Genomic DNA, 26,571 nt, shown 5'->3' with positions numbered 1-26,571 from the left:
GCCGGTAGCAGTCGCTTGCCAACGTCCGCTTTTGGCCGAATCGCGACTGTCGCCACCGGTAGAGGTCATCTAAAAGTTGACGTTCAGGATTGGGAGAATAAATCTGCCCGCCCTCTTGGAATATGAGCTTACATTTAATTAATATGCACTCCCCTCATATGGATAACGTTGTGCAAACATCTGCAGGATGAGTTCTATTCTTTCTTGGCCGTCGCTAGCGAGAAGCTTTAGTATTTGTTCTGAGGTAAACCTCCCCATAACCATTTCAAGCTCAATGACTGTAAACTCATGAGTAACGCCATTAGCTTTCATTGAGGCAATTACTTTTTCTTGAGAGTAGCCTTCAAACTTTTCGCCGGACAAGACCGTATTCACTAACTCACACTCTAGATAAAACTCCGTACCAGCAGGCACCTCAATTGAAGATCGAAGCTTCAGTTTTTTTGGCTTAATTTCTCTATCATCTACCGACCTTACGACCTGAGTAATAAAGTGCAGCTCTTTTATTGCGCGCCTACTTCTTCTATCAGCTTTAGGGTTACTTGCTGAAAAAGAAGAAAATCTTGTTATAGTTGCTGGTGGATGCATGATGATTGCGGGCATATGAATTTGAAGCCAACATTCGACGACTTCAGGGCACCCATTAAAAATTTTCAGTTTTTCTACCTGCTGAGCAATCAGCAAAAGCTTTTTCTGGATGATGTCTTTAGTGTGATCGGCTGTCATCCCCATTGTCAGACCATTGTGCAAAAATCCAAGTTTTGTAACATCGGCCGCTATAACACCAAAGGCACGTCGCCCTTCTAACGTTCTAGGAATACGCAAAGCTATTTGCTCCCTAGCCTTCATAAGATTGTCTCTGAGGTTACGGATACCAGCGATCCGTTTACACTCGATGATATAAGCGTGGTCTTCTCCGATGGCAATTACATCTGTATCAGTGCTAACATCAACCATGCTTCCTGCCTGACAGAAGTAGCTGGCAACCCTCAGTTCAAACTGTGTGTCTCTTGGCTCGGTATTTGTATCTAGAGCCGCGAAATCGCTACCCCTAACTAATTGCTCAAGCTTATTTTCGATGCCTTTTGGAGCATGTTTTTTTAAACCTCTAAATATCCACATCAGTTCGTGAGCTTCTCTAAGAAGATATAGCTGCCAATCAAGGGGGCTACTGAATCTTGCATCCTTCACGTTCTTGAATATTTTTTGCTCATTGATGTCGCCGCCTGAGGCCACCTCATCGAAATACTGAACGTATCTAGAAATTCTAGTATTGTGGGTTTTAATTCCCAAACTATCAATTAAAGCCCTAAAACCCCGAAGATCTTCCGCGTGCTCTTTATAGCTAATACCCGGAAAGGATTCTTCTGGCAATCTGTAAAAAGCTTGTTCCTCTTGCACTTTACCCCCCCTAAAAGCTCTAACCTTCACAACTTACAAATTAATTGAAGACCTAATTGTTGACCGACAAACAACACGCTCGATACATCTATAAAGACCCAATATATTTTCTTGTTAACGTTGAGCATCCGCTAATGACCGAAAGCTACCTTCTCGAATCACAAAAGACGCCGTTTATCAATCAATAATAAGCGGCGCTTCTATCTACTTAGTACGGTATAGCTCTAACTCAGAGCCCCTCCCTCGGCCCCTCTTCCCCCCAACCCCAAACACACATCATCAATCACCGCCTTACCCATTTCCGCCAGGAAGTGCGAAGCCCAAGCGTAGCGCTCGCCCTGCTCTTCCATAGCGGCATCCAGCGCAAGTTTCTTGGCGTAGTACAAAAAAATAGAGGCCTGCTCCAACGCCTGCTGCAAAGGCACATCCGCATTGACGCGAAACAACGTTAGTTCAGGATCGGCACATTGGCCAAAGGTGACAAAACCTTGGGTTTTGATGGAGTTTGAATGGCTCATCGTGCACCTCCCGCCAGGGTCTGGCAGCAGAGGCTATTGAGCGGAGAAAGGCGAAAGGAATAGCAGCAAATTTCAGACAGATTACCGGCAGACATGATTGAAACTCCCTGATCAACAATGTGCCTGCATCTGATCGGGTTCTCAGGCCCGGTCGCTGATTTTGCAGCGACCGCAGCAGACTAGGCGCTCTGCTCGGGGTCCGGCAACCGCTAAACCGTAGCCGGTTATGTCGCTCGGATAGGTGAGCCGTTATGCTCTCCCCCACCTCGGATAAGGACATCTGCCCCCTCATGATCGACCGCGAACACCTCCAGCAAAACGGTTACCAGTTGCTGCGTCAGGCAGTGCCCGCCGACTGGCTGGATGAGCTGCGGGCCGCTTTCGAGGCGGGGGTGATTGGGCCCGAGCAATGGCCGGTGCCTCGGGGGCACGATTGGCGTCATGCGCTGGTGGATCTGGATGCGCGGGTGCAGGCGGTGTGTCGCTTGCCGGCGCTGTTGGCGGTAGCCGGGGAGTTGATCGGGGAAGGTTTTTTTCTGGCTCAGGTGGAGGGCCGCGAGCCATTGGCGGGGGGCGGTCATCAGGTGTTGCACCGGGATCTGTCGGAGCAGCGCCTCGGTGACCGGGTCACGGCGCTGGTCTATCTCGATGACTATGGGCCGGCCAATGGCGCGACGCGCATCGTGCCCGGCAGTCATCGCCCCGGGGAGCGGTTGGCGCCCTTTGATTTCAGTGATGAATCCCGGGTGGTGCAGTTGGCGGGCAGTGCGGGGGACGTGCTGCTGTTCGATGCCGATCTGGTGCATGGGGCCAGCCGCAACCACAGCGGCGCGCGCCGGCGTTCGCTGCTGATCAGTTATTTTGCCGAGTCGCTGTACGCCAGCCAGCAGCAAACCGCGAGCCTGCGCAATATTCAGATGGACACCCGCGAGCGCTTCGACCCCAAGGATTTTGCCCTCGTGGGCTGAGGGCCCGCCCCCTTTCTTATGAACTCTGGATGATCAGGGCCCCGGCCATCAGGTCTTCGTCATCAATGCCTCGCTTCAATAGCAAATAGCCGGTTCCGCCGACCAAAATGCCCTTGTGCCCTGGCGCTGCCCTATTCAACCGGGAGTTGTTGATCTGCAGCACATAGTTCAAGCCTGGGCGTGCCTCTTGACCCTGAATCCAGGCAGGTATTCCGGCGATCTTGGCCAGGCCGTTTTCGTCGCTGTCCTGCCCCGGATTTTCAACCACTTCGATTCGCCGCGCCGGGGTGATGGGCTGTCCGTAACCATCCACCTGTCGCGCCGCGGGTCTGTAGGCCAGCACCTTGCCGCCCTCTTGCATGGCTTGGTCGATGTAGGTATCGCTGACGATTGAGTAAGGCGTAAACAGCGAAACCACCAGTTCGTCATTCAATTGCATGCCTGCGACGTATCGATTGATAAAGCTGGCCGGCAGACTGGCAAGGTGCAGCAAGGGGGCGCCCATCGAGTCGGTGGGCCAAGGGATGGACTCAGGCAGGTAGGGGTTGCCGCCGAGGTAGGCGGAGTCCTGGTCAGGGTCTTCGTGCAAAAACACTAGTTCGTTAAACAGGGTCTGTTCCTCTCAGGTGTGCGTTGCCCAATTGGTTGCGTGGGCGCTGGTCTTTGGGCTGCTTTCAGTCAGCAAGGCGGCCGGCCAAACGTTGCAGTGCCTGGGCCAGTTCCAGGGCCTGTTCTGCCGTCAGTTCCACCGGGTCGTTGTGCGGGCTGATGGCCTTGAGATGAATGGCACTGCCCTGCTCTATCCATAGGCGCACGGCGCCCTCGCTGCTCTCGAAATAATCCGTTGTGCGGTCAATCGGCATGCTCATTCACCTTGTACGTGGGCGCTGGCCAACTCCAGCAGCCGAGTGAAGTTGACGATGGCGAAATACAGGTCATCGCGGGTGTCGCCGTCCCAGTCTTCGACAGCTTCGCGGGCGGCCTTGAGTGAGGCGATGCGGGTTTTGATCTCGGCGATTTCCTCGGCGCCGCACTGGGTGGCGATGGCCTCCCAGCGTTCCTGGGGAATGTTTTGCTGGACCGAAAGCCCGGCTTTGGCTTGGGCAATCAGTGCGGTGAGTTGGCTCATGGGGCTGGGTCCTGATGAAGCGGGAAGTTGACCGGCGGCCTTGCCCGGCCAGTGCATCGCTCCAGCGCGTGCGGGGCGCCGAGGCGGCGGATGGTAACCCACTCGCGGGCGGCCCGGCGTGGGTTGTGCGCGAAGGTTTTTTATCCCGCCTGTTGCCTTGGGTGCTTGGCAGCGCCGCACGGGTCGGCTTCAATAACCGCCCCTTTTTCATGTTCAGGAGCTAGAAGGATGCAGCTTTATTACCGTTGGGCGGCCGCATGGGTCATGGCGTGGGTACTGGGAATCGGGCTGGCCCAGGCCGAGGAACGGCCACAGGTGGCGGACAAGATCCTGGCCTACACCGGGCCACATGGGGTGAAGGTCTGGACCCTGCGCATCGGTGAGCGCAACGCCCATCAGGCGCTGGTGCAGGTGGAAGACGCCGACCACGACTGGAACATGCGCATTCAGAAAATGAGCGTGGAGCAAACCGATCGCGACACCCGTTACTTCACTCAGGTGGACGGGCAGAAGTTCGTGGTGCTGCTGCTTCAGGAGGGCTATGGCGAGTTGCATCTGCCGGGTGAGGCCAAGCCGCTGAAGGTGGGCTATGACAGCAACCTGTCCAGCTATGGCGATGCCCAGGCGTTTCTCAATGAGTATCTCAAGGCCAAGTAGAGCGTCGGGCGGGCGCGACGCTGGTTGATCGGCGGCGCTCTAGGCTGAAAGGCCGCGAGCGCTCTGCAACAACGCCTCCCTAGGGAGGCGTTGTGGTTTTACCCGGTTTGCAAACCTCTCAGCGCAAATCGAACCGGTCCAGGTTCATTACCTTGTCCCAGGCCGCGACAAAGTCCTTCACGAACTGCTCACCCGCATCTGCCGCCGCATACACCTCGGCCAGGGCCCGCAACTGGGAGTTGGAGCCCAACAGCAGATCAACCCGAGTACCGCTCCATTTGTATTGCCCGCTGGCGCGGTCGCGGCCTTCGTACTGTTCGCGGGCCTCGGACAGGGGTTTCCATTGGGTGCCCATGTCCAGCAGGTTGACGAAGAAGTCGTTGCTCAGGGTCTGCGGTCTGGTGGTGAACACGCCGTGGGGCGATTGCCCGACGTTGGCCCCCAGCACTCGCAGGCCGCCCAGCAGCACGGTCAGTTGCGGGGCGCTGAGGGTCAGCAGTTGTGCTCGGTCCACCAGCAGGGCTTCGGCGGTGACGCCGGAAACCGGCTTGAGGTAGTTGCGAAAGCCATCGGCCACGGGTTCGAGCACGGCGAAGGATTCGACGTCGGTCTGTTCCTGGCTGGCGTCCATGCGCCCCGGGGCGAAGGGTACGCTGATGCTGTAGCCGGCATTTTTTGCCGCCAGTTCCACCGCCGCGCAACCTCCGAGGACAATCAGGTCCGCCAGGGACACGCGCTTGCCAGTGCCTTGGGTGCTGTTGAAGGCGTTTTGCACCGCTTCCAGGGCGCGTAGCACCTGGGCCAGTTGCTGCGGTTGGTTGACCTCCCAGTCTTTTTGCGGGGCCAGGCGAATCCGTGCGCCGTTGGCGCCGCCGCGCTTGTCCGAGCCGCGGAAGGTCGAGGCCGAGGCCCAGGCGGTGGACACCAGTTGCGCCACGGACAGGCCCGAGTTGAGGAGCTGGCCCTTGAGCTGCTGGATGTCCTGGGCGTCGATCAGTGGGTGGTTCACCGCCGGAATCGGGTCTTGCCAGATCAGTTCTTCGGCCGGCACTTCCGGGCCCAGGTAGCGGGCCCGGGGGCCCATGTCGCGGTGAGTGAGTTTGAACCAGGCCCGGGAGAAGGCTTCCGCCAGTCGCTCGGGGTGTTCATGGAAACGCCGGGAGATCGCCTCGTAAGCCGGGTCGAAGCGCAGCGACAGGTCGGTGGTGAGCATCGACGGCGTGCGGCGTCGGCTCGGGTCGTGAGGGTCGGGCACGCTGTCGGCCCCGGCGCCACCCACGGGCCGCCATTGGTGGGCGCCGGCCGGGCTGGTGCTCAGTTCCCATTCGAAGCCGAACAGGTGGTCGAAGAAGTCGTTGCTCCAGCGGGTCGGGGTGGTGGTCCAGATCACTTCCAGGCCGCTGGTGATGGCATCACCACCGACGCCTGTGCCGAAGCTGCTGCGCCAGCCCAGGCCCTGTTCTTCCAGGCCGGCCGCTTCCGGTTCCAGCCCGACGTGGGTCGCGGGGCCGGCGCCGTGGGTCTTGCCGAAGGTGTGGCCACCGGCGATCAGGGCCACGGTTTCTTCGTCGTCCATGGCCATGCGGGCGAAGGTTTCGCGGATGTCCCGGGCCGCCGCCAGCGGGTCGGGGTTGCCGTTGGGGCCTTCCGGGTTGACGTAGATCAGGCCCATCTGCACCGCCCCCAGGGGGTTCTCCAGCTCACGGTCGCCGCTGTAGCGCTGGTCGTCGAGCCAGGTGGTTTCGCTGCCCCAGTAGACGTTGTCTTCCGGCTCCCAGACGTCCTGGCGGCCACCGGCAAAGCCGAAGGTCTTCAAACCCATGGATTCCAGGGCGACGTTGCCGGTGAGCACGATCAGGTCGGCCCAGGAAATCTTGCGTCCGTATTTCTGCTTGATCGGCCAGATCAGCCGCCGCGCCTTGTCCAGGCTGACGTTGTCCGGCCAGCTGTTGAGCGGGGCGAAGCGCTGCTGCCCGCCCCCGGCGCCGCCACGGCCATCGGCGATGCGGTAGGTGCCGGCGCTGTGCCAGGCCATGCGCACGAACAGCGGGCCGTAGTGGCCGAAGTCCGCCGGCCACCAGGGTTGGGAGTCGGTCATCAACGCCAGCAGGTCGCGCTTCACCGCGGCCAGGTCCAGGCTGTTGAATTCGGCGGCGTAGTCGAAGTCCTCGGCCATGGGGTCGGACAGGTGCGAGTGCTGGTGGAGGATCTTCAGGTTCAGTTGGCCGGGCCACCAGTCGCGGTTGCGGGTGCCTTCGCCGGCGGTGTGTTTGAAAGGGCACTTGGATTCATTGGACATGGATCACTCCTTCGGTCATCGAAAACCTGCCGCTCGACGTTGGCCCCGGGTTGGACAACCGTGTGAAAAGCGTAGTGAAGGACAAGCGAAGGTAAAAATAGCTTCGCTTGATGACCCTGCCAGAAAAAAACCATGACCCGTGCCAGGCTCCCAGCGGGCGCCCTGCCCCCTGCAGCCTGCTCATCCTCTGGCGAGCGACGCTCAGGCATGTTCAACGGCGCATAAGGCAAGCACGGCACATCGTGAACCACTGCTTAGCGCTGGGCGTCCAGGCAACGCTGGGTGTCGATGTCGATCTGCTGACGCAGGGCCTGGAACAACGGGCTGGCGTCGGTGTAGCGGCGACCGTAATCGAGGTTGAAGCGGTAGTCGAAGTCCGCCGGGTTCTGGCCCTGGGTGTGTTGCAGCAGGGTTTCCAGCTTGTCCAGGGCCTTGACCGTGCGCGCCTCGGCGCTGGCGGCGCCCTCGTATTCATCCCACAGGTCCAGCAGGCGTTGGCGGGCCGGGGCGTCCAGGGACCGGGCGAGAAATTGCAGATCGTCGCGTTCCTGCTGGCTCTTGTTCGGGTGCGCTGCCTGGGCCACCGCCGGGATGTCGCCGTGAATGGCTTCCCCCAGGTCATGGACGATGCACAGCTTCAGCACCCGCAGCAGGTCCAGTTCGCCCAGTTGGTCTTCGAACAGCAGCGCCATCAGGCACAGGCGCCAGCTGTGCTCGGCGGTGCTTTCCTGGCGGCCGCTGGAGGTGTGGGCGCTGCGCAGCACGTCCTTGAGTTTTTCCGCTTCACGGAGAAAGTCGAGACGGCCGCTGAGAAGTTCGGGGGTCATGGACAAGCCTGCTGCAAGTGAACGAGGCCCGCGCCGTGGGCAGCGGGCGATGGCTTGCCAGACTAGCCAGCAGGCAGAAACCGGTCCACGGATAAAATATGCGTGGCGTGCCTCGACAAGCGCTTCAGAGGGTTTCCACTAGCCGCACGGCGTTGCCGTCGGACAGGTTGAGGCGAGTCCAGCGACACTGGCTGGGGGCGATGGGCACGATGGCCGAATCGTTGCGGCCGCTGAAGAACTCCAGAGACGGCGGCGCCAGTACTGCGCGCCAGCCCAGGTCATCCAGGGCGGTCTCCTTGCGGATGATTTCCTCGGTACAGAAGCCCCACAGGGATTGGCCCAGCAGCTCGCTCAAAGGCACGCCGAACTGCCCGGCGCGGGTCGGCGAACAGGCCAGCAGGCGGTGGGTCAGGTCGCACACCAGGTGCACGGCGCGCGGGCTGTCGTTCACCAACCGCGCCAGGGCCTGATCGGCGGCGGCGCTGAGGTTGGCTGCCAGCAGTTGTTCCAGGCGCGCGCGCTCTGCCGGTTCCATGGCCTGCCGGCCGTTTTCCCAGCGGGAAATGCTCGACTGCGCCACGCCGAACAGCTCGGCGGCGTGCTGCTGTTTGACCCGGTGCAACAGACGCCAGCGCCTGAGGGCCAGGCCCAGATGGGGTGAGGTGAATAAGGCTGCGGACATGGCCTGGGCGATGCGAGTAAAGGGGCCGGCAGTTTCGCAGCCTCGGCGCTTGGCGGGCAACTTGCGCTGACCAACGCCATTCGCCCGCCCCGTCACAAGTCGCTGGACAGCGCGGCCAAAGCCCCGAAAAATCAGCACCTTTGCCCCGCCCTTTACGGGCCGGGCGTCTGTGCCAAGGAGTTTGGCCCAATGCTCAATGTCTTGTTTGTCTGCAGCCAGAACAAGCTGCGCAGCCCCACCGCCGAGCAGGTGTTCGCCGACTGGCCGGGCATCCAGACCGCGTCGGCGGGGCTCTATCACGATGCCGAAGTGCCCCTGGGTCCGGAGCTGGTGCAATGGGCCGGGCTGATTCTGGTGATGGAAACCCGCCACCGGGAAAAACTGCGCAAGCGCTTCAAGGCGCAGTTGAACAACCAGCAGATTGTCTGCCTGAACATTCCCGATGATTACGACTTCATGGACCCGCAGCTGATCCAGTTGCTGCGGCAGAAGGTGCCGCAGTTTCTCCCTGCAAGCCAGGAGCTGCGCTGAACCGTCATTGCCCTTGGGGCAAGGCGGCAATCAGTTCCGCCGAGGCGTTGTACAGCGGCGTGCGGCCCTGCAACAGGATCTGCGCGCTGCGCCGGTAGGCAGCGCCGTCGATCAGTAGCTCCCCGGCCGCCTGCCGGGCATTGATCAGGGTCTCCAGCACCCCGGCGGGGTTTTCAATCGCCAGCGGGTATTCACCCGGCTCCTCGCCTATCACCGGTGCCCGCGCCAACAAGGCATGGGCCACGGTGCCCTCGGCCAGGCACGCCGCCGCCAGGCAGCAGCCGCCGGACACCGCCAGGGACGGGTGGGCGTTCTGTGGGGTGAAGTAGCGGGTGGCGATATCCCCTCCGTGGCGCGCCGGGCTGACGATGCAGATCTTCGGAATGGTTTCGCTGCGCCGCAGCTCGTCGGCGCTCATCAGGCGGCCGTCGCGCTGGCGCAGGCCCATGCGCAGGCCGCCTTGCACCATCAGCTTCAGCAGGCGCGCCTTGAACGGCGGATCGGCGTCCAGTTCGGCCGGGGTTTCCTCGCCGGTCTGGCCCAGGTCCGCTGCGCAAAGGATGACCATGGGCACCGCCACATCGATGCAGGTGGCAGCAATGCCGTCCAGCAGGTCCACCCGTTTGCCGCTGGGGAACAGCGCGCCGGTCTTGGCCCCCACCGGCTTGTCGAGAAACAGGTCGACCCCGGGAAACACCCCGTTGACCCCGGGAATCTGCGTGTCGCTCAGCAGCCGGCCATTGGCGAACCCCAGGCGCGCATACATCGTGGTCTGGGTGTTGCTGTTGTAGATCTCGATCTGCCCGCCGCCCTCCCCGGGCTGCAGCCAGCCGCGCTGCAGGGCGTACAACGGCAGGGCCGCGGACATGTTGCCGCAGTTGACGCTCCAGTCGATGGCGCTCTTGCCCGCCGCCAGCTGCGCCAGGGTGCTGATCATCCGCGTCTCGCCGGGGCGGCGTTCGACGATGAACACCTTGTTGCTGGTGGGCCCGCCGCGCCCCAGGCCGGTGATCTGGGTATTGCCCGGCCACTCGCCATGCAGCGGCACGCCCATCAGGTGGCGCAGCAGTTCTTCCACCAGGGCTTCGTCCCGGGGCAGCGCTTCGCGGGCCAGGATCAGTCCGGTGGAGGTGCCGCCACGGGCGTGGCACACGGGGAATTCAGGGATGGCAGCAGGCTTGGGCAGATCGGACATGGCGGGCGCCTCCACGGTGGGCGAATAGAGCGGCCCCTTGTCGGGCAGGCAACGGGCAGCGGCGCAGCATGATAAACCGTCGCGGCCGATCCCGGGGCGCAGGCCTGACTGAAGACGCCGCAGCGAGCGCCTGACCCTGGCCCTGCACCGCTCGTCTTGCACTCGCTCTTTTTGGAGTGGGCCATTTGACTAACCGTCTTGAGGATCTAGATTCCACTCGCGACTTCATGGAAGTGCATCAAGCCCGATGCCCGATAGACCGGGACCCGAGTACCGATGCTCAGTGGCCGCGCCCGGAAACTCGATTGCCTGTTTGCCTGGGCACTCCAGGCATCTAACGCGACAGCAGGGAGCTGGACATGAACGACAACATCATCGACATCATGGTCACCATTGATGTGGACACCATTCTCAACAGCCAGGGCAAACAATTCGACAGCGGCCAAGTGTTCAACCTGCAAAAAAGCGACCCGACGCAGCCCAGCCACCTCTATAACTTCACCACCAGCGGGGTAAGGCTCTCCAGTCAGGCGATCTATATGGTGGCCAGACGCAACAACTCCCCAGCCGGCGAAGGTACGGATGAACTGTCGGTCAACCTCAAGGAGGGCGACCTGGTCCGCTGGCGCAGCACCAGCCTGTCCGAGGGGCTGTACTACTCGGTACTGCTGTATCAGTACACCCAGACGTCCCCGGTAGTGACGCAACAAAACCCCAATTATGTGCAAGACATCAATCCGGTGGTCTTGAACCACACGCCCATGCCGATCATCAATCAAGGCGATCCATCCGCGCAGCCCATCGCCCAGAGCGTCAAGAATTTCTATTGGGAAGGCAAAGCCGTGCGCCAAGGCAGCATCACCTACACCTGGGCCTTCATGATTGTCGACAGTGACAATCAAGTGGTGGGTTACTGCGACTGGGACCCCTACATCAATATCAACTGAGTGCCTTGTCCCTCTCCCTGTCGGTACGGGGAGAGGGACTTGCCGTGCCCCTGCCCGATCACTGTCGACGCCTCCTGCCCCTGCTCCCACCCCGTTCAACCTTGGCCAACCGCTGACCCACTGCGAACTGAACACTTGCCTCCTGCCCGACGCGGCCCGTATTTTATCGACCCCGCCTCAACAACGTCCCGGCCAGCCCCGCGGTCGCCGATGGCGTGGGTCCGTTCCCCTTGCGCTGTCCCGGAGACTGTATGGATCTCGCCACCCTGAGCCTGTTCATCCCCGCCTGTTTCGCCCTGAACATGGCCCCCGGCCCGAACAACCTGTTGTCCGTGAGCAACGCCACGCGTTACGGCTATCGCCAATCCTGCCTGGCGGGAAGCGGCCGGTTGCTGGCCTTCGCTGCCATGATCGCCCTGGCCGCCGCCGGCCTGGCAGTGGTCCTGCAGACCTCGGAACTGTTGTTCCATGCCATCAAGATTCTGGGCGCGGGGTATCTGCTGTACCTGGCCTGGCAACTGTGGCGTGCCAACCCCGACAATGAACGGGACGCTGAACCGATCCGCGTCGGTCTGTGGCCCCTGGCGCGCCAGGAATTCCTGGTGGCGGCGGGCAACCCCAAGGCAATCCTGATCTTCACCGCCTTCCTGCCGCAGTTCGTCGATCCGACGCAGCCGATGGGCCCGCAGTTCCTGATCCTGGGCGCGCTGTTCCTGGGGCTGGAGTGGATCGCCATCAGCGCCTACGCCTACATGGGCCTGCACATGCGTCGCTGGTTCGCCGAACCCCGGGGCAAGCGCCTGTTCAATCGCGGCTGCGCGGTGCTGCTGTCGGGGGCGGCGTCGGTGCTGCTGATGGCGCGGCGCGGCTAGTCCCTGCTGCCAGTTGGACGCGGTAGCCAAACACCTCCAGCCTCCTCCAGGCGCGCGATAAGGCGTTCGGCCACCTGATGCCGCTGGTAGCGCTATTGTCTTGGGGACCTTGCTGTAGGCAGCGACAAACCGCGAACAGAATCCAGGACCAAAGTAAACTAACATCCTTATATGAAGTTTTGCGATAACTTAACAAATCACCGCAACTAACAAAACAAACCAAGAAGAAAAATAATTAACAAGCACACCACTCAACCAACAAAACAAAAAACCAAAACACCTCAAACAAATAAAATAGCAAGCTAATAATCAATCAAGCCCCCACCCCTTTAAACAAAACAATTTCGCAAACACATCAACAACTTACACTCCAAAAAATCGCAATAACCCTCAGAACTTAATCGCCCCTCTCTCATTTGACAAACACCACTCCAGCGCTACTCTAAAAACCTATAAAGCGCGCTCAGCCACCTCATAAAAAACAAAGCCAACACCAAAACTGTTTAATACTTTTTAACTATCAGCATTAAAAACACAACAACCAGGCACTCACCAAAAAGTCTAAACACTAGACAGCAACACGGCAAACAACAGAAGCCTGTCACCAAGGAGCTCCATATCATGAACGATGAGACCATTCGCTCAGCAATAGCACTCGCCAACAAAATCGTCAGCAATCCGACTTTAATAGAGAGAGTCAAAGAAAACCCTCAAACCGAATTGCCAAAACTTGCTCAAGAAGTCGTTACGGAGATGTCCTCCCCACTCCAAACCGACCGCTGGATTTATCGCATTGTCGTCTTGTCGCTGGGCAGTACAGTGCTGATCGTAGTTGCCGGCGCTGTTCTCCTTTCCATTATCCATGGAGCACAAATAGATATACCGGAGATGATGACCGCCCTTGGCTCTGCAGCTGTCGGCGCACTGGCCGGCCTGCTTGCTCCCAGTCCGACGTCCCGCTGAGCTTCAACGTCTTCCGAGTTGAAGCCCCTGCAAATACGCTGAACAGCACTTGGGAATCAAGCCCTCCACAGGTCACGCAGGATAGCTCATCACTATGAGCAAGGAGCCACAATGAAACCTCGCCCTCTAGTTTGGATTCTTTTTATATGGTGTTTCCAACTCGGCGGATGCGCCTATCACTCACAGGCCATTACCGACTTTTCAGCAGCAACCCTGTCCTACAGCGACGCCGCAAAGAAACTTATTACAGATGCTTCGAACCAGTGTAGAACCTCTCACACTTTGGAATACCTAGGACAACTTGACCCCCAAAATGCTCCAGGCTACAACCCCAGCAGCTTGAAATCCGAAGTCGAAAGTATTTGTCAAGGGACAGATATAAGAGACTCAACGCTCAACGCGCTTGCCGACACTCTAACTGGCTATGCAGCGGCCTTAGGAAAAATGTCGAAGTTACAATCAGGCACCTTCGATGGCTCCCTGATCAAACTGACCGATGCTGCAGCAAAGCTTAATGAAAACAAACCAAGCGCCGAGGTCAAAGCCGGAGCACTGCTGGCGGAGTCCTCCATTGCTTTTATATTGCAGGCGAAGACAAAGCAGCAACTCAAAAACATGCTGTATGAGAATCATGCGCGAATAAGTCTTATCAGCAGCCGCTTGGAACAGTATGCAAACTATGTTTACCCCACTGACATGTACGCCTCCCATGGAATATACGACAACCTCGGCCAGTCGTTAAAAGTGGCCTCACAGGCTCATAGTTCCTCAGAAGCGGCAGCCAGAATGCCGGTTCGCAAACTGTATGCCGAAGTGTACGCCCTCAACGAAGCCAGCAGCCTAACTGCCACCTCTGAACGAGTAAAAAAATTCCAGGAAGCTACTGCGGCTTTTATCAAGGCGCACAGGGAACTCATGGTCAACATTGATCACCTGGACACACAGGAAGTCTTGGCTGAAATAAAGAATTTCTCTGATCGCGCCTCTTCGCTTCGCGAAGCATTTAATGCAACAAAAGAAGGAGAGCAATAATCATGGCCGAAGTTAACGAAAGTTTCATTGCAGAAAAAACAGCTTATGTTTTGAAGTTGATTGATACCAGAAACAAGATCAACGAACTGCTGAACAGCGACCCGCCTCCGGAAAACGCCGACGAACTCATCCACCAGAGAAAAGGGCTGGCCCGGGAAGCCCAGCGCATCACCAACAGCGTGGGAATTCTCATCGGTCAGAGCGCAGCTGAAGCGGTCGAGGGAATACAGGCCAGTATTCAGCAAGTCGATGATTTCATCAGCCGTGTACAAACAGCTGCTCAGCTACTCAAGGGCGCTACCGCAATACTTGGCTTGGCCAGTGCCATCGCGATTGGCAGTGCGGCCGGTATCGTCACTGCTGCCGTCGGCTGTGTCACGATACTCAAGGAAATGGACTGAGGCGGGCCTACGATTGATGAAGCAACATATCGCCACGAGTCAAAACCCTCGATGGAGATAGTGGGCAAGTATCGTGATCCGCAATGATATGGCCTTTACTCAATGGGCAAAGGCCATGTTGGCTGGCTATGATGGATCACCATGAACCCCAGCCCAGCTACCCGCCAACCCTGTCCGCCCGGCGCCTGCATCTGCGAGCGCGAGCAGTTGCTGGACACCCCCGGAGCCGACCTGCGCATCCTCAATCTGACGCGCCAGGAGGAAAAGCGTCTGCTCGAACGCCTGGAAAATCTCAAGGACCTGGCGGACCTGGAGCACATGCAGCGGCGGATCTACCAGCAACTGGGGGTCCGTGTGGAAATCACCCCCAGCGACAACGAAGTGCGCAGCATGCGCGGTATCACCATCGCCCTGGCCGAGCACCCCGGCCTGTGCCGCAAGACCCGGCAGTCGATTCCGGCCGCCATCCGCCGGGCCATGGAGAACCGCCCGGAAATCGCCTACCGCCTGCTCGATGCCCAGGACTTGCTGCGCGATACCTGAGCACCCTCCTCGAACCACGAGATGGGCCGGCCGAGCTTCGAGCTTGCGGCGTGCGGCGTGAAACAGGAAAATCGCCGCAGCTTTTTTCTCAGGATTCCGAACATGCCCAACTCGCCTCTCAACGCCGCCGACTTCGAAGTGATCGAAGACACTCTGCTCAAGTACGGCGACGACCACTCGGTGCTCAACCCTTGCGAGCTGGATGGCTACTTCACCGCGCTGGTCTCGGGCCCGGCCCAGGTCGACATCGCCGAATGGTTCCCGGGGATCTGGGGCGGCGAAAACCCAAGCTGGGAAACCCCGGAGGAATGCCGGCAGTTCATCGACCTCTGCGTACGCCACATCAACACCCTGGCCGCCCAGTTGAGCAGCGCCCCCGAAGGATTCAAGGCGCGCTTCGAACAGACCGAGCACCAGGGCCAGGACCTGCTGCTGGCCGAAGAATGGTGCTTCGGCTACCTGCGCGGGGTGGCCGTGGGCAACTGGCCGCAAATGCCGGCGCCACAGGTCCAGGCGCTGCAGTTGATCATCGACTGCGCCGAACAGGACAACTTCGAATTGCCCGCCGATCTGGACCTGGAGCAGCATCGCCAGCAGATCGCGGCCATCGAACCCGCCGCGCGGCAGTTGCATGCCTACTGGTCGGCGCAGCGCTGAGACAATCTGCGCCCCCATGAAAAACGCCGCTTGCCCTGAACAGAGCAAGCGGCGTTTTTATTTGCGCCCGGCCAGCGGCGCGAGGCTTACAGCAGTTTGCGCTGCACCGCTTCATCCAGGGTGCTGCGGGCCAGCGCCTGGACCACGTCGCGGGTGTCCTGCTGGAAGGGGATGGCGACGATCAGCAGCAACTGCATCCAGGTGCGCACCGATTCGCTCTTGCGAATCCGCCCCAGCTCCTTGCCGTCCTTGTCCTTGAACACCGTCTCCAGGGTGAAGGTGTTCTTGGCCGTGGACGGAATCACGAAGAAGGTGGCGCCGGTGATGATGGCCGAAGCCATGCTGAACTGTTCGTTGTTGTACAGGGTGGCTTCGGCATACAGGTCCGACTCGACCTTGTCGGTGCTGACCCGGGCAAAGCGCCCGGACTGGCGGTAGGCATCGGCCACCACGGTCTCCCAGGCAGCCGCAGGAGTGCCGGCGGCGGCATTGGCCGGGCCGCCGTTGACCTGATACATCGCCGTGGTGCGCACAAAGGCGCTGGGCTTTTGCTCAGCGACTTGCGCAGCGGGCGGCCAGGTGCTGACCGGCGTCAGTTCGTGTTGCGAGTAGGACACGCAACCGCCCAGCAATAAGGCTGCGAGCACCAGGGCGTGCTTGATGGAACCCAACATGTGACTCTCCTTGATCCTAGTGTTGCGCCAAGCGGGCGCTGGCGTTGTCGAGCAATTTGGCAACCAGTTCGTTGAGTTGCTTGGCGCCCTGGGTCGGGGCCCAGTACTCGCGCCCGTAGAGGCCGACGTTGCGCTCGAACTTGAGCTGCTCCTTGGCACTGGCCAGTTCCTTGCCGTCGCGGTCGACAATCGACAGATCGCCGGCCAGGTCGAAGGTATCGACGTAGATCGGACCGTTGACCCAGATCCACACGGTCAGGGTCAGCAAGGCGCCGGGCAGGTAGCCCGGATGGGGTGCACGATGGCCCTTGAGGGAGGTCATGTTGAACTTCAGCACCACGTCCCCCTCACCCAGGCGGGTGGGGTATTCGCTGAGCTGGCGAAAGTAGCCGGCGCTCTTGACGTAGGGGGTCAGCTGAGCCGTCAGCGAACGGCTGATGGCGGTGCGGGTGGCTTCGTCGATACCGGCAGCGGTGACCTGCACATCGGCGATTTGCGCGGTGCGCGGGCTGCTGACGGGAGCGGGATGCAACGGCGCGCCCAGCGGGCCGGTGACGTAGTAGGACACACAGCCGGTCAGCGCCAGGGTGGCGATGAGGGCGGTGGCCCCGAGGAGGGTTCTGAACACGAAATATCCTTATTGATGAACGGACAGCACCAACGTCTCGACCCCGGGGGCCAGAACTTTAGGAAAACCGCGTATTCAGTTGGGCGGCACAGGCCCGCTTCCGGGCGTTACTGATAGTCCTCTTCATAGGCCTGGAGCAGATTGAACAAGTGCTCCTGGGGCATCGCGCAGTCCTGCAACGGTTCGGGCGCAACCCCGTGCCATTGCGCATCGGGGTCGCTTTCGACAATCAACAGCGGCACCTGGGCATTGTTGAAGAAGGCGAGGATGTCGCGCAGTTCCTGCTCACGTTCCACATGGTCGTTGTGAAACAGCTTGGCGCTGTAGAAGAAACCCTCGGCGCCACGGCGCAGATGGCACTGGGCAACGCTCAGGGCCAGGCCCAGGCGCTGATGGAGAAACTTCACCAGCGCCAGGCTGCTGGTGGGTGTCGCCACGGCGATGCTTATCCGGGACATGGCAGGCTCCTTGAAAAATCCCTGGGTATCAGCCGTGCGATTACTCGGGTTGCCACAGTTCGAGCCCCTCCATGTGGCGTTCGATGTCATCCATCTGATCGTCCCCCAGGGTGCAGTCGAACGGCTCGCTGAGAATCCTGCGCACCTGGGCCAGGCGCTGGGTAACCTGCTGGCCATCGATGAAATCGGTGGTGGCGCGCTGGTAGTCGGCCACGGGTTTGTCCATGTAATAGGCACCCATCTTGTGCAGCGAGATCAAGACGAACTCCAGTTCCGCCAGGGCTTGCAGTGCCTGCTCGCCTGAGAGGGTGATGGTGCGGTTGCTTTCCAGCATCGAATACTTCCTTGGCTCTCAACAATTGGACAGACCGTCGCTACCTGAGTAGCGTGCGGCGCACACTTCAATTCGACGGGCCCCCAAAACATGCTGATCAGGGACTATCAAAGCAGCGATCTGGAAGCGTTGCTGGCACTCTGGCTGGACGCTTCAATCCAGGCCCACCACTTTGTCGACCCCGACTTCTGGCGCTCCAAGGTCGAGGACATGCGCAGCCTCTACATTCCCAACGCCCAGACCCGAGTGATCGAACGCGACGGCCAACTCCTGGGTTTCTACTGCCTGCATGAGGATCAACTGGCAGCGATTTTCGTCGGCGTTCAGCACCAGGGCCTGGGCTTGGGTACGCAACTGCTGGCCGATGCCCGCCAGCGCCGCTCACGCCTGGAACTGGCGGTGTATGCCGCCAACCTGCCGAGCATCGGCTTTTACCGCCAGCAGGGTTTCCAGGTGATCGACAACGGCATCGACCCCGATACCGGACAGGCCGAGCTGATCATGGCCTGGCCGGGTTGAACAACGTCTCTGACTGCGCTCACCGACTCGGTGCCGGAGCCAGCTTGAGCCGGCTAGGATCGACCGCGCAGGCCATGTTGCGCAGCTCCCCGATCAACGACTGACGGGGGAATGCGGCCCATTGCGCAAGATCTTCCTTGCGCATGACCTCTACGCCCTGGGCGAACGGCTCGGAGAAGTACACCCGGCCGAACTGCGCCGACTCATCCTTCTCGCAGTTGATCACCCGGATCGCGCGGGAGCTGTAGATCGGCGGTTTGCCACCGCCCAGCTCGGCAGGCTTGGCGTAGTTGTTGACCAGATAGAACTGCCGCAGGTTCGGGTTGTTCTGGTAGAGGGCCAGCGAGTTGGCGGCAAAGTAAGTGCCTAGCTCCGGGGTCTCCAGCACCTTGAACATGCCCTCCGGACGCTGCGGCGCCGGGGCCTCCTTGGGGGTACCCGAATGCGCGCAACCGGCGAGCACCAGCGCCGCGCTCAAGCTCAACAGCTTGTTCATCGGCCCGCTCCCTGGGCCAGGTCCGGCCGCTCCTGCTCCAACAGCGGCTGATCGATGCTGCCCTGCAACGAGCAGAGCAGACGGGTCTTGCCGTCTTCATCGCTGAGCATGAGGATCTTTTCCGCAGAACCCGGCGCCGGGGCGATGCCCGAAGCGGCGCCCGGGTTGTCCTGCCAGGGCGCCGCAGCGTTGGCCTTGATCTGCGCTCGGGAGATGAAGTATTCGCCGGCCTCCTGCCAACCGGCCTGGGGCAGCGCGGCCATGACGGCCTCGCGGCTGGCATCGATTTCAAAGCCCCAGAAGTGGAAGGTGCCCTGCTCGCCCAAGTCGAACTGGCGGTCGTAGTAGGCGGTCAGGGGCAGGCCCTGATCCAGCAGCGGGCGGGAAAACGCCGTCAGCGCGGTGGCGCTGTCGCGGCGCTCCACCACCGGAATCCAGGCAATGCCCTGGCGCTGATTCTCCGCCAGCTTCACCACCTGCCCGAGCTCGGCGCGCTGCTGATACAGGGCCTTGAAGAACCCCGGCTGGCAGTCCAACAGGCTTTGGCTGAGGCTGGCCGCCTGGGCGGTGCCGGCCCACAGGCCAAAGAGCAAGGCCAGCAGCGGTGTGCTGGAAAGGCAGGGCAAGGTGCGGGTCCGTTGCATGGTCTGGAGCATCCTGAGCAGGCGAAAAAACCGCGACTCTACTCCCGCCGGCACCGCCGAGACAAATCCGCCGGCAGGCGCCAGGTCTGCATGGCAAAGCGGCGCCGCAACCGCTTCAGAGGAAAATGCTGCCCTTGAGGTACAAGGCCCCGTAGCCGCTGATGATCACCCGCCCGTTGTCCAGCACCTGACACTCCAGCTGGCCCTTGCGCGCCCCGCCCTGTTGCGCCCGCAACTGACGCTTGCCCAGGCGCGCGGCCCAGTAAGGCGCCAGTGAGGTATGGGCGGAACCGGTGACCGGGTCTTCATTGACCCCGACCCGCGGGCCGAACCAGCGCGAGACGAAATCGAATTCCTGGGACGGCGCCGTCACGGCAATGCCGCGTACATCAAAGGCCGCCAGTGCGGCGAAATCGGGCTTGAGCGCCTCCACCAGAGATTCGTCGTCCACCACCAGCAGATAATCGTCGGTGCGGTACAGGGCCTCGGCCGCCGGCAACCCCAGGGCTTGCAGCAGGGCCGGAGGAATCGCCACCGCCTCGGGCTGCTTGGCGGGAAAATCCATGGACAGCAGACTGCCCTCGCGGCTCACCCGCAACTCGCCGCTGCGGGTGGCAAAACGCAGCACGTCGCGGCGCTCGCCCAGCTGCTCGAACAGCACCCAGGCCGCCGCCAGAGTGGCGTGCCCGCACAGGTCGACTTCCACCGTGGGGGTGAACCAGCGCAGTTCGAACACTTCGCCCCGGGGCACGAAATAGGCGGTTTCCGACAGGTTGTTCTCCAGGGCGATGCGCTGCAGGACCGCGTCCGGCAACCAGGCATCCAGGGGGCAGATCGCCGCCGGGTTGCCACCGAAGACTTGGGAGGTAAAGGCATCCACTTGAAAGATATCGAGCTGCATCGCGGTCATTCCTCGGCGCCTTGGGCGCGGATCTGTTCCAGGTAGTTGTAGATGGTGTAGCGGGTCACCCCCAGGGCCGCGGCGGCCTTTTCGATCCCGCCCTTGACGATGAACACCCCGCGCTCCTGCATCTGGCGCACGGCGTCGAGCTTGTGCTGCTTGCTCATGCGCGCCCCGTTTCCCGGGCAGGCGCCCTGGATGATCTGGGCCAGCAACTGTTCCATGTCGCGGGTTTCGTCGCGGCGCGGCGCAGGCGCACTGCCCAGGCCCAGCAACTGCCCGAGGCAGGCATGAGCGGCGGCAATGCCGCTCAGGTCGCTGTTGCTGCACAGGCTGGCGAAAGGCTGCCCGCTGCGGTCGCGAAAGATCACCGTGGAACTGCGCAGCTCACGGCCGTCGGGGGCCAGGGTCGGGTAGTTCTCCAGCACCAGCGGGGTGGTCGCGGAGCGGTCTTGCAGGGCGCGTCGCACCGCGGCAAACCCCAGGTCCTGGCGCGGCCCGACCAGCACCGGATCGCCCACCTGGCGCCCGGTGACATGGCCGTTGGCGATGGCAACGATCGACGATTCCGGGCGGTCCAGGTCATGCAGGACGATTTCCACATGCTGGCCGACCACACTGGCAAGCATCTGCAAGGTGCTGCTGAGCACTTGCAAGACCAGCTGGCGCTCGGCAAGAAGAGCATCGGAAGGTAGGTTCATGGGCGGTTACCAAGGAAAGCGGCCAGGAAAAATATCAACACAACATTGAATATTCAACTTTTAGTTGATTGCGACCTCAATCCCGTCAGCCCATCGTGGCAATTGCATAGCCAGGGGCATTGCTGCAATATTCGCAAATGTAAAACGTTCTCATTAAATATCCCCATTCAAGTGCTCTGCCCCATGACCCCCAACCTGCTCCTCGTGGAAGACGACGCCAGACTGCGCGACGATCTGGACCGGCATTTCCGCCAGCGCGGCTTTGCCGTCACCCCCTGCGCCGACGGTCGCCAGGGCTTGGCCGCGGTGCGCGCCGGTCACTTCGACCTGGTGCTGCTGGACATCATGCTGCCGGGCATGGACGGCCTGGCCTTGCTGGAAACCCTGCGCCACGAACAAGGCACGCCAGTGATGCTGATGTCGGCCCTGGGGGCCGAGCAGGACCGGATCACCGGCTTCACCCGGGGCGCTGACGACTACCTGCCCAAGCCCTTCAGCCTGGCCGAACTGGACGCCCGCGCCGACGCCCTGCTGCGGCGCATGGCCCGGGTGCAACAGCAGCAGGCCACACGCCAGGACCCGGACCTCGACTTCGACGACCAGGCTCAGGACGTGCTGCACCAGGGCCGCGCAGCGGGCCTGACCGGCTCGGAATACCGGTTGCTGGTGACCCTGCGCGAGCACCCCGGAGAAACCCTGAGCAAACCCTTTCTCTATCAGCAGGTACTGCACCGCATCTATACGCGCCTGGATCGTGGCCTGGATGTGCACGTGTGCAACCTGCGGCGCAAACTCACCGACCTGGGGGTGCAGCACCTGCAGATCCAGGCGGTGCGCGGCGCCGGCTACATCCTGGTGGAGGCGCAACGTCACTGATGCGCCGTCATCCCCTGCTGTGGAAACTGGCCGTGCTGCAGATCGGCTTCTGCCTGCTGCTGACCTGGATCATCTGGACCTGGGGCCTGTCGGCGGAACGCAGCACCTACTTTCTCGACCCCGCCGACCGCCAGTACCTGGCCAGCTACGCCCAGCAGGCCGAGAACGCCTGGCGCCAGGGCGGCGTGGCCGCGGTCGATGAGTTCCAGCGACAACTGGCGGCCCGGGAAGACACCTGGGTCGCGGTGATCGGCGATCGCCTGCAGAGCCTGGGCAGCACGCCGCTGACCGCCGAGGACGCCAGCCACCTGACCTTCATGCGCAAGCTCGACTGGCCCATGAGCCGGCGCCTGCAGGACGAGTTGCCCTACGTCAGCATCGAATTCCCCGAGCACCCGGAGCAAGGCCGTCTGGTGCTGCAACTGCCCGAGCGCCTGTTGCCCAGTGGCCTGACACCCTGGACCCACCTCCTCAGCCATGGCGTGGTGCCGACCCTGCTCGCCGCCCTGCTCGGCCTGTTGCTCTATCGTCATCTGGTGCTGCCGCTGAACCGCCTGCGCGACCGCGCCGATGCCTTGCGCGCCGACGACCTGGAAAGCCAGGGGCTGGGCACGCCCCTGGTGAACCGCCACGACGAGTTGGGGGAACTGGCCCTGGCCTTCGAGCACATGGCCGAGCGCCTGCGCCAGAGCCTGGCCCAGCAGCGCCTGCTGCTGCGGACCTTGTCCCATGAGCTGCGCACGCCCCTGGCGCGGTTGCGCATCGCCCATGACAGCCAGTTGCCGCCGGAGCAGTTGCGCCAGCGCCTGGACCGGGAAATCGCCGACATGCAGCGCCTGCTGGAAGACACCCTGGACCTGGCCTGGCTCGACACCGAACGTCCGCAACTGCCCACCGAAGCGGTGCAGGTGCTGTCGATCTGGGAGGCGCTGCGCGAGGATGCCTGCTTCGAAAGCGCCTGGGACGCCGAGCGCCTGCCCTGCCTGCTGGACGCCGACTGCCGGGTCCAGGTGCACCTGGACAGCATCGCCCAGGCCCTGGAAAACCTGCTGCGCAATGCCATCCGCTATTCCCCCGCCGACGGCTGGGTGAGCCTGCGCGGCTGGCGCGAAGGTGCCTATTGGCACCTGTGCCTGGAAGACCAGGGACCGGGGGTCGCCGAGCAGGACCTGCAACGGATCTTCCAGCCCTACCAGCGCCTGGACTCGGCCCAGGGCGACGGTTTCGGCCTGGGCCTGGCCATCGCCCGGCGCGCCGTGGAGCTGCATCAGGGGCGGATCTGGGCCAGCAATGGCACCCCCGGGCTGTGCATGCACCTGCTACTGCCCGCCGCCTAGCCCCATGACCTGGAAGTGTTTAGAAAGTTAATGCGCTTTACTCGCAAATAGCAGTCATTATCATTCGTGATCTTCTGTTTCTGCCTCTGTCCGGAGATCACCGATGTCCATGCGCTCGATGCGTCCTTTCGCCCCCTTCCTGCTGTCGGGCTGCTGCCTGCTCAGCCAGGCCGTGCAGGCCGCCAATGAAGGCAGCCCCCAGCCGGTGCTGGAGCTGGAACCGCAGTCGGTGATCGCCACCGCCAAGGAAGAAACCAAGCAGGCCCCCGGGGTCTCGGTGATCACCGCCGAGGACATCCAGAAACGCCCGCCGGCCAACGACCTGTCGCAGATCATCCGCACCATGCCCGGGGTCAACCTCACCGGTAACTCCACCAGCGGCCAGCGCGGCAACAACCGGCAGATCGACATCCGCGGCATGGGCCCGGAAAACACCCTGATCCTGGTGGACGGCAAACCGGTGGGCAGCCGCAACTCGGTGCGCTACGGCTGGCGCGGCGAGCGCGACAGCCGTGGTGACACCAACTGGGTGCCGGCCGACCAGGTCGAACGCATCGAAGTGATCCGCGGCCCGGCGGCGGCCCGCTACGGCAACGGTGCCGCTGGCGGGGTGATCAACATCATCACCAAGCAGGCCGGCAGCCAGACCCACGGCAACGCCACGCTCTACAGCTCGTTCCCGACCCACAAGGACGAAGGCGCCACCCAGCGTATGAGCTTCGGCCTCAACGGCCCGCTCACCGATACCTTGAGCTACCGGGTCTACGGCAACGTGGCCAAGACCGATTCCGACGACGCCGACATCAACGCCGGCCATGAATCCCTGCGCACCGGCAATCAGGTCGGCACCCTGCCCGCCGGCCGCGAAGGCGTACGCAACAAGGACCTCAACGGCCTGTTGAGCTGGCGCATGACTCCAGACCAGAGCCTGGACTTCGAAGCTGGCTTCAGCCGCCAGGGCAACCTCTACACCGGCGATACCCAGAACACCAACAGCAACAAGAATGTGCAGAACCTGCTGGGCCACGAGACCAACCGCAGCTACCGCGAAACCTATGCCCTGACCCATCGCGGCGAATGGGACTTCGGCAGCTCCATGGCCTACCTGCAATACGAGAAGACCCGCAACACGCGGATCAACGAAGGCCTGGCCGGCGGCACCGAAGGCATCTTCAGCAACAGCGAGTTCTACACCGCGGTGCTGCGCGACCTGACCGCCCATGGCGAAGTCAACCTGCCGCTGCACGCCGGTTTCGAGCAGACCCTGACCCTGGGCAGCGAATGGTCGCAGCAGAAGCTCGACGACCCCAGCGCCAACACCCAGAGCACCAGTGAAGGCGGCGCCGTGGGCGGCCTGAGCAGCAGCAACCGCAGCACCCAGTCCAGCGCGCAGATCTTCTCGCTGTTCGCTGAAGACAACATCGAACTGCAGCCGGGCACCATGCTCACCCCCGGCCTGCGTCTGGATCACCACAGCATCGTCGGCGACAACTGGAGCCCGTCCCTCAACCTGTCCCACGCCCTGAGCGACACCCTGACCCTCAAGGCCGGCATCGCCCGGGCCTACAAGGCGCCCAACCTGTACCAGCTCAACGCCGACTACCTGCTCTACAGCCGCGGCCAGGGCTGCTACGGCCAGAGCACCAGCTGCTACCTGCAGGGCAACGACAAGCTCAAGGCGGAAACCAGCGTCAACAAGGAACTGGGCCTGGAATACAAGGCCGACGGCTGGGTGGCCGGCCTGACCTACTTCCGCAACGACTACAAGAACAAGGTGGAATCCGGCCTGGCCCCGGTGAACCGGGCCAGCGGCGGCAGCGGCGCCTACCGCAACGCGGCGATCTACCAGTGGGAGAACGTGCCCAAGGCCCTGGTAGAAGGTCTGGAAGGCACCCTGACCATTCCTTTGGCCAGCCAGCTGACCTGGAACAACAACTTCACCTACATGCTGCAATCGAAGAACAAGCAAACCGGCGACTACCTCTCGGTGACCCCGCGCTACACCCTCAACTCGATGCTCGACTGGCAGGCCACCCAGGACCTGTCGCTGCAGGCGACCGTGGCCTGGTACGGCCAGCAGACGCCGAAGAAGTACGACTACCACGGCGACCGGGTCACTGGCAGCGCCACCCAGCAACTGGCGCCCTACGCCATTGCCGGGGTCAGCGGTACCTACGCCCTGACCCGCAACCTGAGCCTGACCGCCGGGGTCGACAACCTGTTCGACAAACGCCTGTTCCGTGAAGGCAACGCCCAGGGCGTGAACAATATCGCCGGGGCCGGCGCCGCCACCTACAACGAACCCGGGCGCACCCTGTACACCAGCCTGACCGCATCGTTCTGAGCCATCACCAAGAGCCATCACCAAGAGCCCGTCGAGAACGCCTGATGAGAATTTTTTTTCTGCCCCTGGTCCTGGCCTGGGGCCTTGCGGGAGCGGCCCTGGCCGCCCCCGCCCCGGACCAGCGCATGGACCGCAGCCTGCTGCAGCGCCAGGACCTGCCCTACCGTTTCAGCAGCCTGCAACTGGACTCCGCCGACGGCCAGCGGCATTACCAACTGTGGATCGGCCAGCCGCTGCAGGCGCCGCCGCCACAGGGTTATCCGGTGCTGTGGATGCTCGATGGCAATGCTGCCATCGGTGCTCTGGACCCCGAGCAGCTCAAGCGCCTGGACCGGGGCCCGGCGCCGCTGCTGGTGGCGCTGGGTTACCAGACCCCGCTGCGCATCGAGCGCAACGCCCGCACCTATGACTACACCCCGCAGCAGCCGGGCCAGGCGCAGCAGCAAGACCCGCTGACCGGGCAACCCAGCGGTGGCGCCGAGGCCTTCCTGCAACTGCTGCGCGAACGCATGCGCCCGGCAGTGGCGGCGCAAGTGCCGATCGACGCCACGCAGCAAACCCTGTGGGGCCATTCCTACGGTGGCCTGCTGGTGCTGCAGGCGCTGTTCGCCCGGCCTCAGGAGTTTCGTCACTACGCCGCCGCGAGTCCTTCGCTGTGGTGGGGCGAAGGCCTGATCCTGACTCAAGCCCAAGGCCTGGCCGGACGCCTGCAGGGCCATCGTGCGCAACTGTTGCTGATGCGCGGCGGCGCCGAACCGGGCAACCCCCGCCAGCCACCGGGGCCCGAGGCCGACCAGCGTGCCAGACAGTTGCAGGCGCAACTGGCCCAGGTGCCGGGATTGGCCCTGGACTACCACAGCTTCGAAAAGCTCAGCCATGGTCAAACCCTGGCCGCTTCCCTGCACTACGTGCTGGAGCGGCTCTACCTGCCGGCGACCAAGGACTGACGCCCCGGCGCCCGGGCGCAAGGCCCGGGCCGCGAGTTTCAGCGCAAGAGACAGAGTGCAAGCGTCGGGACCCCGGGCTAACCTGCCATT

General features: G+C 62.0%; 32 protein-coding genes. 15 read left to right on the top strand and 17 right to left on the bottom strand.

The features are described from left to right. Positions 1-138: 138 nt before the first annotated feature. Both P7C00_RS14530 and P7C00_RS14525 read right to left on the bottom strand, forming a co-directional pair. Positions 139-1,401, bottom strand: a complete 1,263-nt coding sequence (locus P7C00_RS14530) for a hypothetical protein (RefSeq protein WP_404939629.1) — start codon at positions 1,399-1,401, stop codon at positions 139-141. Positions 1,402-1,625: 224 nt separating this feature from the next. Beyond that, positions 1,626-1,919, bottom strand: a complete 294-nt coding sequence (locus P7C00_RS14525; protein WP_145713827.1) for a DUF3077 domain-containing protein — start codon at positions 1,917-1,919, stop codon at positions 1,626-1,628. A 290-nt stretch (positions 1,920-2,209) separates the two neighbouring features. Here P7C00_RS14525 and P7C00_RS14520 point away from each other — a divergent pair, with 290 nt between their 5' ends. Further along, positions 2,210-2,887, top strand: a complete 678-nt coding sequence (locus P7C00_RS14520; RefSeq protein WP_404939990.1) for a phytanoyl-CoA dioxygenase family protein — start codon at positions 2,210-2,212, stop codon at positions 2,885-2,887. Positions 2,888-2,903: 16 nt separating this feature from the next. Here P7C00_RS14520 and P7C00_RS14515 read toward each other — a convergent pair whose 3' ends face one another. The 3 genes from P7C00_RS14515 to P7C00_RS14505 all read right to left on the bottom strand — a co-directional run bounded on the left by P7C00_RS14515 (position 2,904) and on the right by P7C00_RS14505 (position 4,016). Next, entirely contained in the window at positions 2,904-3,380 is a 477-nt protein-coding gene (locus tag P7C00_RS14515; protein WP_404939627.1) for a hypothetical protein, read from the bottom strand. Positions 3,381-3,561: 181 nt separating this feature from the next. Continuing rightward, entirely contained in the window at positions 3,562-3,750 is a 189-nt protein-coding gene (locus tag P7C00_RS14510) for a DUF6360 family protein (protein WP_258379786.1), read from the bottom strand. A gap of 2 nt (positions 3,751-3,752) precedes the next feature. Beyond that, a complete protein-coding gene (locus P7C00_RS14505) occupies positions 3,753-4,016 on the bottom strand; it encodes a hypothetical protein (protein ID WP_404939625.1) in 264 nt (87 codons plus the stop codon). Positions 4,017-4,244: 228 nt separating this feature from the next. On the opposite strand from P7C00_RS14505, the gene P7C00_RS14500 reads away from it, so the two are divergent. Then, on the top strand, positions 4,245-4,673 hold the full coding sequence (locus P7C00_RS14500) for a hypothetical protein (protein ID WP_404939623.1): 429 nt from the start codon (positions 4,245-4,247) through the stop codon (positions 4,671-4,673). A gap of 118 nt (positions 4,674-4,791) precedes the next feature. Here the strand turns inward: P7C00_RS14500 and katG are convergent, their stop codons facing one another. The 3 genes from katG to P7C00_RS14485 all read right to left on the bottom strand — a co-directional run bounded on the left by katG (position 4,792) and on the right by P7C00_RS14485 (position 8,481). Further along, the gene (gene katG / locus P7C00_RS14495) at positions 4,792-6,972 is read right to left on the bottom strand and encodes a catalase/peroxidase HPI (protein WP_404939621.1); all 2,181 of its coding nucleotides are present in this window, start codon (positions 6,970-6,972) and stop codon (positions 4,792-4,794) included. Between the two features lie 254 nt (positions 6,973-7,226). Then, complete coding sequence (locus tag P7C00_RS14490; protein ID WP_404939619.1) at positions 7,227-7,799, bottom strand: HD domain-containing protein; 573 nt, start codon at positions 7,797-7,799, stop codon at positions 7,227-7,229. A gap of 124 nt (positions 7,800-7,923) precedes the next feature. Beyond that, complete coding sequence (locus P7C00_RS14485; protein WP_404939617.1) at positions 7,924-8,481, bottom strand: helix-turn-helix domain-containing protein; 558 nt, start codon at positions 8,479-8,481, stop codon at positions 7,924-7,926. Between the two features lie 189 nt (positions 8,482-8,670). On the opposite strand from P7C00_RS14485, the gene P7C00_RS14480 reads away from it, so the two are divergent. After that, a complete protein-coding gene (locus tag P7C00_RS14480; protein ID WP_404939615.1) occupies positions 8,671-9,012 on the top strand; it encodes a low molecular weight protein tyrosine phosphatase family protein in 342 nt (113 codons plus the stop codon). Between the two features lie 4 nt (positions 9,013-9,016). Here P7C00_RS14480 and P7C00_RS14475 read toward each other — a convergent pair whose 3' ends face one another. After that, positions 9,017-10,207 (bottom strand): PrpF domain-containing protein, encoded by a 1,191-nt coding sequence (locus P7C00_RS14475; protein ID WP_404939613.1) that lies wholly within the window; start codon positions 10,205-10,207, stop codon positions 9,017-9,019. 359 nt (positions 10,208-10,566) lie between these two features. Between P7C00_RS14475 and P7C00_RS14470 the strand changes: the two genes are divergently transcribed. From P7C00_RS14470 to P7C00_RS14440, 7 genes are all read left to right on the top strand, one after another. Beyond that, positions 10,567-11,154 carry an AidA/PixA family protein gene (locus P7C00_RS14470; RefSeq protein ID WP_346632697.1) on the top strand — a complete coding sequence of 196 codons (588 nt, stop codon included), beginning with the start codon at positions 10,567-10,569 and terminating at the stop codon, positions 11,152-11,154. 251 nt (positions 11,155-11,405) lie between these two features. Further along, complete coding sequence (locus P7C00_RS14465; RefSeq protein ID WP_346632696.1) at positions 11,406-12,026, top strand: LysE family translocator; 621 nt, start codon at positions 11,406-11,408, stop codon at positions 12,024-12,026. Between the two features lie 621 nt (positions 12,027-12,647). Then, the gene (locus tag P7C00_RS14460) at positions 12,648-12,989 is read left to right on the top strand and encodes a hypothetical protein (protein ID WP_404939611.1); all 342 of its coding nucleotides are present in this window, start codon (positions 12,648-12,650) and stop codon (positions 12,987-12,989) included. Between the two features lie 111 nt (positions 12,990-13,100). Then, entirely contained in the window at positions 13,101-14,021 is a 921-nt protein-coding gene (locus P7C00_RS14455) for a hypothetical protein (RefSeq protein ID WP_404939609.1), read from the top strand. 2 nt (positions 14,022-14,023) lie between these two features. Then, positions 14,024-14,422 (top strand): hypothetical protein, encoded by a 399-nt coding sequence (locus P7C00_RS14450; RefSeq protein ID WP_404939607.1) that lies wholly within the window; start codon positions 14,024-14,026, stop codon positions 14,420-14,422. 141 nt (positions 14,423-14,563) lie between these two features. Next, complete coding sequence (locus P7C00_RS14445; protein ID WP_346632690.1) at positions 14,564-14,965, top strand: hypothetical protein; 402 nt, start codon at positions 14,564-14,566, stop codon at positions 14,963-14,965. A 102-nt stretch (positions 14,966-15,067) separates the two neighbouring features. Next, positions 15,068-15,622, top strand: a complete 555-nt coding sequence (locus tag P7C00_RS14440; protein ID WP_404939605.1) for a UPF0149 family protein — start codon at positions 15,068-15,070, stop codon at positions 15,620-15,622. 86 nt (positions 15,623-15,708) lie between these two features. On the opposite strand, the gene P7C00_RS14435 is transcribed toward P7C00_RS14440, so the two are convergent. The 4 genes from P7C00_RS14435 to P7C00_RS14420 form a co-directional block, all read right to left on the bottom strand. Further along, the gene (locus tag P7C00_RS14435; protein ID WP_346632688.1) at positions 15,709-16,296 is read right to left on the bottom strand and encodes a hypothetical protein; all 588 of its coding nucleotides are present in this window, start codon (positions 16,294-16,296) and stop codon (positions 15,709-15,711) included. A gap of 16 nt (positions 16,297-16,312) precedes the next feature. Then, the gene (locus P7C00_RS14430) at positions 16,313-16,924 is read right to left on the bottom strand and encodes a hypothetical protein (protein WP_404939603.1); all 612 of its coding nucleotides are present in this window, start codon (positions 16,922-16,924) and stop codon (positions 16,313-16,315) included. Positions 16,925-17,031: 107 nt separating this feature from the next. Beyond that, positions 17,032-17,382 (bottom strand): hypothetical protein, encoded by a 351-nt coding sequence (locus P7C00_RS14425; protein ID WP_404939601.1) that lies wholly within the window; start codon positions 17,380-17,382, stop codon positions 17,032-17,034. A 40-nt stretch (positions 17,383-17,422) separates the two neighbouring features. Then, entirely contained in the window at positions 17,423-17,716 is a 294-nt protein-coding gene (locus P7C00_RS14420; protein WP_346632685.1) for a hypothetical protein, read from the bottom strand. 90 nt (positions 17,717-17,806) lie between these two features. Here P7C00_RS14420 and P7C00_RS14415 point away from each other — a divergent pair, with 90 nt between their 5' ends. Next, positions 17,807-18,235, top strand: coding sequence for an N-acetyltransferase (locus tag P7C00_RS14415; protein WP_346632684.1), 429 nt, complete (start codon positions 17,807-17,809; stop codon positions 18,233-18,235). A gap of 19 nt (positions 18,236-18,254) precedes the next feature. Here P7C00_RS14415 and P7C00_RS14410 read toward each other — a convergent pair whose 3' ends face one another. From P7C00_RS14410 to P7C00_RS14395, 4 genes are all read right to left on the bottom strand, one after another. Continuing rightward, a complete protein-coding gene (locus tag P7C00_RS14410) occupies positions 18,255-18,731 on the bottom strand; it encodes a surface-adhesin E family protein (RefSeq protein ID WP_346632683.1) in 477 nt (158 codons plus the stop codon). Continuing rightward, complete coding sequence (locus P7C00_RS14405; RefSeq protein ID WP_404939599.1) at positions 18,728-19,375, bottom strand: hypothetical protein; 648 nt, start codon at positions 19,373-19,375, stop codon at positions 18,728-18,730. The genes P7C00_RS14410 and P7C00_RS14405 overlap by 4 nt, the downstream gene beginning before the upstream one ends. A gap of 115 nt (positions 19,376-19,490) precedes the next feature. Next, the gene (locus tag P7C00_RS14400) at positions 19,491-20,276 is read right to left on the bottom strand and encodes a PhzF family phenazine biosynthesis protein (RefSeq protein WP_404939988.1); all 786 of its coding nucleotides are present in this window, start codon (positions 20,274-20,276) and stop codon (positions 19,491-19,493) included. 5 nt (positions 20,277-20,281) lie between these two features. Beyond that, entirely contained in the window at positions 20,282-20,977 is a 696-nt protein-coding gene (locus P7C00_RS14395; protein ID WP_404939597.1) for a transcriptional regulator, read from the bottom strand. Between the two features lie 183 nt (positions 20,978-21,160). On the opposite strand from P7C00_RS14395, the gene P7C00_RS14390 reads away from it, so the two are divergent. From P7C00_RS14390 to P7C00_RS14375, 4 genes are all read left to right on the top strand, one after another. Next, the gene (locus tag P7C00_RS14390; protein WP_404939595.1) at positions 21,161-21,853 is read left to right on the top strand and encodes a response regulator transcription factor; all 693 of its coding nucleotides are present in this window, start codon (positions 21,161-21,163) and stop codon (positions 21,851-21,853) included. Next, complete coding sequence (locus tag P7C00_RS14385) at positions 21,853-23,190, top strand: histidine kinase sensor domain-containing protein (protein WP_404939593.1); 1,338 nt, start codon at positions 21,853-21,855, stop codon at positions 23,188-23,190. Before P7C00_RS14390 ends, P7C00_RS14385 begins: the two co-directional genes overlap by 1 nt. A 109-nt stretch (positions 23,191-23,299) precedes the next feature. Next, entirely contained in the window at positions 23,300-25,534 is a 2,235-nt protein-coding gene (locus tag P7C00_RS14380; RefSeq protein WP_404939986.1) for a TonB-dependent siderophore receptor, read from the top strand. A 44-nt stretch (positions 25,535-25,578) separates the two neighbouring features. Beyond that, positions 25,579-26,481: an alpha/beta hydrolase gene (locus tag P7C00_RS14375; RefSeq protein WP_404939591.1), complete on the top strand. Its 903-nt coding sequence runs from the start codon at positions 25,579-25,581 to the stop codon at positions 26,479-26,481. The last annotated feature ends 90 nt before the right edge of the window (positions 26,482-26,571 follow it).

Origin of the sequence: Pseudomonas sp. JDS08PS003, assembly GCF_045013505.1 — a bacterium.
Classification (GTDB): Bacteria; Pseudomonadota; Gammaproteobacteria; order Pseudomonadales; family Pseudomonadaceae; genus Aquipseudomonas; species Aquipseudomonas protegens_B.
Note: the sequence above shows the minus strand (reverse complement) of the source record. Positions and strands in the feature narration are given on the sequence as shown.

Excerpts from the sequence above, each read along its gene's own strand:
- P7C00_RS14490 (WP_404939619.1), bottom strand. The coding sequence starts at position 7,799 with ATGACCCCCGAACTTCTCAGCGGCCGTCTCGACTTTCTCCGTGAAGCG.
- P7C00_RS14475 (WP_404939613.1), bottom strand. The coding sequence starts at position 10,207 with ATGTCCGATCTGCCCAAGCCTGCTGCCATCCCTGAATTCCCCGTGTGC.
- P7C00_RS14500 (WP_404939623.1), top strand. The coding sequence starts at position 4,245 with ATGCAGCTTTATTACCGTTGGGCGGCCGCATGGGTCATGGCGTGGGTA.
- P7C00_RS14415 (WP_346632684.1), top strand. The coding sequence starts at position 17,807 with ATGCTGATCAGGGACTATCAAAGCAGCGATCTGGAAGCGTTGCTGGCA.
- P7C00_RS14460 (WP_404939611.1), top strand. The coding sequence starts at position 12,648 with ATGAACGATGAGACCATTCGCTCAGCAATAGCACTCGCCAACAAAATC.
- P7C00_RS14520 (WP_404939990.1), top strand. The coding sequence starts at position 2,210 with ATGATCGACCGCGAACACCTCCAGCAAAACGGTTACCAGTTGCTGCGT.
- P7C00_RS14470 (WP_346632697.1), top strand. The coding sequence starts at position 10,567 with ATGAACGACAACATCATCGACATCATGGTCACCATTGATGTGGACACC.
- P7C00_RS14395 (WP_404939597.1), bottom strand. The coding sequence starts at position 20,977 with ATGAACCTACCTTCCGATGCTCTTCTTGCCGAGCGCCAGCTGGTCTTG.
- P7C00_RS14410 (WP_346632683.1), bottom strand. The coding sequence starts at position 18,731 with ATGAACAAGCTGTTGAGCTTGAGCGCGGCGCTGGTGCTCGCCGGTTGC.
- P7C00_RS14380 (WP_404939986.1), top strand. The coding sequence starts at position 23,300 with ATGCGCTCGATGCGTCCTTTCGCCCCCTTCCTGCTGTCGGGCTGCTGC.
- P7C00_RS14450 (WP_404939607.1), top strand. The coding sequence starts at position 14,024 with ATGGCCGAAGTTAACGAAAGTTTCATTGCAGAAAAAACAGCTTATGTT.
- P7C00_RS14455 (WP_404939609.1), top strand. The coding sequence starts at position 13,101 with ATGAAACCTCGCCCTCTAGTTTGGATTCTTTTTATATGGTGTTTCCAA.
- P7C00_RS14420 (WP_346632685.1), bottom strand. The coding sequence starts at position 17,716 with ATGCTGGAAAGCAACCGCACCATCACCCTCTCAGGCGAGCAGGCACTG.
- P7C00_RS14375 (WP_404939591.1), top strand. The coding sequence starts at position 25,579 with ATGAGAATTTTTTTTCTGCCCCTGGTCCTGGCCTGGGGCCTTGCGGGA.
- P7C00_RS14425 (WP_404939601.1), bottom strand. The coding sequence starts at position 17,382 with ATGTCCCGGATAAGCATCGCCGTGGCGACACCCACCAGCAGCCTGGCG.
- P7C00_RS14440 (WP_404939605.1), top strand. The coding sequence starts at position 15,068 with ATGCCCAACTCGCCTCTCAACGCCGCCGACTTCGAAGTGATCGAAGAC.
- P7C00_RS14445 (WP_346632690.1), top strand. The coding sequence starts at position 14,564 with ATGAACCCCAGCCCAGCTACCCGCCAACCCTGTCCGCCCGGCGCCTGC.
- P7C00_RS14405 (WP_404939599.1), bottom strand. The coding sequence starts at position 19,375 with ATGCAACGGACCCGCACCTTGCCCTGCCTTTCCAGCACACCGCTGCTG.
- P7C00_RS14390 (WP_404939595.1), top strand. The coding sequence starts at position 21,161 with ATGACCCCCAACCTGCTCCTCGTGGAAGACGACGCCAGACTGCGCGAC.
- katG (WP_404939621.1), bottom strand. The coding sequence starts at position 6,972 with ATGTCCAATGAATCCAAGTGCCCTTTCAAACACACCGCCGGCGAAGGC.
- P7C00_RS14400 (WP_404939988.1), bottom strand. The coding sequence starts at position 20,276 with ATGCAGCTCGATATCTTTCAAGTGGATGCCTTTACCTCCCAAGTCTTC.
- P7C00_RS14525 (WP_145713827.1), bottom strand. The coding sequence starts at position 1,919 with ATGAGCCATTCAAACTCCATCAAAACCCAAGGTTTTGTCACCTTTGGC.
- P7C00_RS14485 (WP_404939617.1), bottom strand. The coding sequence starts at position 8,481 with ATGTCCGCAGCCTTATTCACCTCACCCCATCTGGGCCTGGCCCTCAGG.
- P7C00_RS14435 (WP_346632688.1), bottom strand. The coding sequence starts at position 16,296 with ATGTTGGGTTCCATCAAGCACGCCCTGGTGCTCGCAGCCTTATTGCTG.
- P7C00_RS14385 (WP_404939593.1), top strand. The coding sequence starts at position 21,853 with ATGCGCCGTCATCCCCTGCTGTGGAAACTGGCCGTGCTGCAGATCGGC.
- P7C00_RS14505 (WP_404939625.1), bottom strand. The coding sequence starts at position 4,016 with ATGAGCCAACTCACCGCACTGATTGCCCAAGCCAAAGCCGGGCTTTCG.
- P7C00_RS14465 (WP_346632696.1), top strand. The coding sequence starts at position 11,406 with ATGGATCTCGCCACCCTGAGCCTGTTCATCCCCGCCTGTTTCGCCCTG.
- P7C00_RS14480 (WP_404939615.1), top strand. The coding sequence starts at position 8,671 with ATGCTCAATGTCTTGTTTGTCTGCAGCCAGAACAAGCTGCGCAGCCCC.
- P7C00_RS14510 (WP_258379786.1), bottom strand. The coding sequence starts at position 3,750 with ATGCCGATTGACCGCACAACGGATTATTTCGAGAGCAGCGAGGGCGCC.